Below are 2,957 nucleotides of genomic sequence, written 5' to 3'. Positions count from 1 at the left end.
GTATCCGTCCGGTCTCTGCACAGTATTGGTGGAGTGCAAAATCGGGGCATGTCGGCTTCCTTCGAAGCATGGAGGATCTCCGATGAATTTGAGACATTTCGAGAACACGGCGCGTCAGTCCTGGTGGCGGGTTCACGTTGAGGCGTGGCGGGAGAGCGGTCTCGACCGGACGAACTATTGCCGCCAGCACGGACTCTGGAAGTGCACGTTCGATCGCTGGCTGAACTATCTGGCGGGCCAGGACGCGGCACGTAAGCATGCGGAATATCAAGCGGAACTGCGCCGGGAAAAGCGCCGTGAGGCGCAGGAGAAGCGCCAAAGAAGGCGCGCCCGGCTGCGGTTCAGCGTGAGCACGGACGCGCGCAACCGCGCCCTGCAGGCGTTCTGGGCGATGCATGTCGAGGCGATGAACTGGAGCGGCATGGGCGTGCGCGAGTACGCCGCCGCGCTGCAGCTGTCGCCCACATCGCTGCGCAAATGGCGCGACCGGCTGGACGCGGTCGAGGACACGATCGACTGGCGGGCGCATCTTCATCCCTCCGCCCGGCCGGTGGCTGGCACTAGTGCCAGAAAAATGCTCCCCGAAAGCCCGTTGACGGCGCCGACGAATAGCGATCCGGAACCCGTTCCGCATCCGGTCCGGCGCTTCTTCAGCGACGAGCAGAAGCGCACTATTGCGCTCGAGAGTAACCAGCCTGGCGTTAGCGTATCGAGCGTGGCGCGCAAGCACGGCATCGTCACCGGGCTGCTGTTCCGCTGGCGGGTGCAGTTCGGCGTGGCGCAGAAAAAGCGCGCGAAGCTGGCGCCCGTCGCGCTGACCGACGGCACGCCGGCCGCTCGCCTGCTGCAGGATTTATTGCAGCCGCCCGACGGCATGATGGTGGTTGATCTCACTGATGGGCGGCGCGTCTTCGCCCCGATCGGCAGCGATCCGGCTGTGGTCCGAACGCAGGCCGGCTGTGGGGAGATCGCGCCATGATGATCGTTCCCGCCGGCGTGAAGGTGCATCTGGCGCTGGGCTACACCGACATGCGCAAGGGGATGGATGGGCTCGCCATGCTGGTACAGCAGACGCTGAAGCAGGACCCGTTCTCGGGCCATCTGTTCGCCTTCCGCGGCCGCAAGGCGACGATGCTCAAGATCCTGTTCTGGGACGGCAACGGACTGTGCCTGTTCACCAAGCGGATCGACCAGGGCGCCTTCGCGTGGCCGGTGATGACGGGTTATGACGGCTCGATCACGCTTACCCCGGCCCAGCTCGCCATGCTGATCGAGGGCATCGACTGGCGCGCGCCCGAGCGCGTCTGGAGGCCCGCTCTGGCGGGATGAAGTGCCTCCGAAATGTAGCCGTATCAACACTTTGATGCTTGGGTAAGAGGCCGTTTTGCAGTAGAATCGGCCATGCGGCTCGATCTGGAAAACTTGCCTTCCGACATCAGCCTCCTGCACCAGTTGGTGCGCGAGATGGCGGGCGTCGTCGAGAGCCGTGACGGTGAGATCGAGCGCCTCCAGTCGATCATCAAGAAGCTGCAGCGGGCGCAGTTCGGTCGGCGCTCCGAGCGTCTCGACCCGGACCAGCTGGCACTCGCTCTGGAGGATCTCGACGCGGATATTGCGCGCATCCGCGAGAGCCGCCCGGCGGCTGCGAAGCTGCCGTCGGAACGCACGCCTCATCGCAAGCCGCTGCCCGATCATCTGCCCCGCGAGGACGTTCGTCTCGACATCGAGGATGCGGTTTGCGCGTGCTGCGGCGGCGGGCTTCATGCCATCGGCGAAAGCCAATCCGAGATGCTCGACTGGGTACCGGCGCAGCTTCGGGTGATCCGCATCACCCGGCCGAAATATGCCTGTCGAGTGTGCGAGACAGTGGTGCAGGCGCCGGCGCCCGAGCGTCTGATCGCCGGCGGTCCGGCAACGCCGGCGCTGATCGCGCAGGTCCTCGTCAGCAAATATTGCGATCACACGCCGCTGTATCGGCAGTCGCAGATCTTCGCTCGGCACGGCGTCGATCTGGCACGTTCCACGCTGGCCGGGTGGGTCGGTGGCGCCTGCTGGTGGCTTGAAGCCTTGCACGAGCGATTGTGCCGGGACGTGTTCGCTTCCGATCATCTGTTCGCCGATGACACGCCGGTTCCGGTGCTCGATCCCGGCCGTGGACGCACCAAGACTGGAAGGCTCTGGGTCTATGCCCGCGAGCAGCGCGGCTGGTCGGGACCCGAGCCGCCGGCGGCGGTCTATCTGTTCGCACCGGACCGCCGCGCCGAACGCCCGGCGGCGCATCTCCAGCACTTCTCCGGTGTGCTGCACGTCGATGGCTATGCCGGCTTCGAGCCGCTGGCCCGCAACGGCGACGTCATGCTCGCCGCCTGCTGGGCGCACGCCCGGCGCAAGTTCTATGATGTTGCCCAGGCCACCGGATCGCCGGTAGCCACCGAGGCGCTGCGCCGGATCGGCGAACTCTATGCCGTTGAGGCGCAGTTCCGCGGGCAGTCGCCGGCCCATCGGCTTGCCGCGCGCCGGCAGCACTCCCGCCCGCTCGTCACTGAGTTGCGCGCCTGGCTGCAAGCCCAGCTCGCGCAGATCCCCGGACGCAGCTCGCTCGCCGAGGCGATTCGCTATGCGCTCACCCGTTGGGAGGCCCTGACCCGGTTCCTGCACGACGGCCGCATCGAACTCGACACCAATCCGGTCGAGCGCGCGATCCGTCCCGTCGCCCTCGGGCGCAAGAACCATCTCTTCGCCGGCAGCGACGGTGGCGGCCATCGCTGGGCCGTCATCTGCTCGCTGATCGAGACCGCCAAGCTCAATGACGTCGAGCCCTACGCCTATATCGCCGACGTTCTCCAGCGAATGGTCGACGGTCATCCCGTCAACCGGCTCGACGAACTCCTGCCATGGGCATGGAAAGCGGGAAATCCTGTCAAGAGCTGACATCAGTGCAGCCCCCGGACGGATAC

General features: G+C 66.1%; 3 protein-coding genes. All 3 read left to right on the top strand.

All coding sequences use genetic code 11. From position 1 onward, the window contains the following. Positions 1-82 precede the first annotated feature (82 nt). The 3 genes from tnpA to tnpC all read left to right on the top strand — a co-directional run bounded on the left by tnpA (position 83) and on the right by tnpC (position 2,931). On the top strand, positions 83-979 hold the full coding sequence (tnpA, locus tag VRZ77_RS21650) for an IS66-like element accessory protein TnpA (protein WP_414594633.1): 897 nt from the start codon (positions 83-85) through the stop codon (positions 977-979). Further along, positions 976-1,329, top strand: a complete 354-nt coding sequence (gene tnpB, locus VRZ77_RS21645) for an IS66 family insertion sequence element accessory protein TnpB (protein ID WP_414594632.1) — start codon at positions 976-978, stop codon at positions 1,327-1,329. Before tnpA ends, tnpB begins: the two co-directional genes overlap by 4 nt. 72 nt (positions 1,330-1,401) lie before the next feature. Beyond that, positions 1,402-2,931 carry an IS66 family transposase gene (gene tnpC / locus VRZ77_RS21640; RefSeq protein ID WP_414594631.1) on the top strand — a complete coding sequence of 510 codons (1,530 nt, stop codon included), beginning with the start codon at positions 1,402-1,404 and terminating at the stop codon, positions 2,929-2,931. The last annotated feature ends 26 nt before the right edge of the window (positions 2,932-2,957 follow it).

Origin of the sequence: Ancylobacter sp. G4_0304, assembly GCF_047501495.1 — a bacterium.
Classification (GTDB): domain Bacteria; phylum Pseudomonadota; class Alphaproteobacteria; order Rhizobiales; family Xanthobacteraceae; genus Ancylobacter.
The sequence above is the reverse complement of the archived record's forward strand: the minus strand, read 5'-3'. Positions and strand labels throughout refer to the sequence as shown.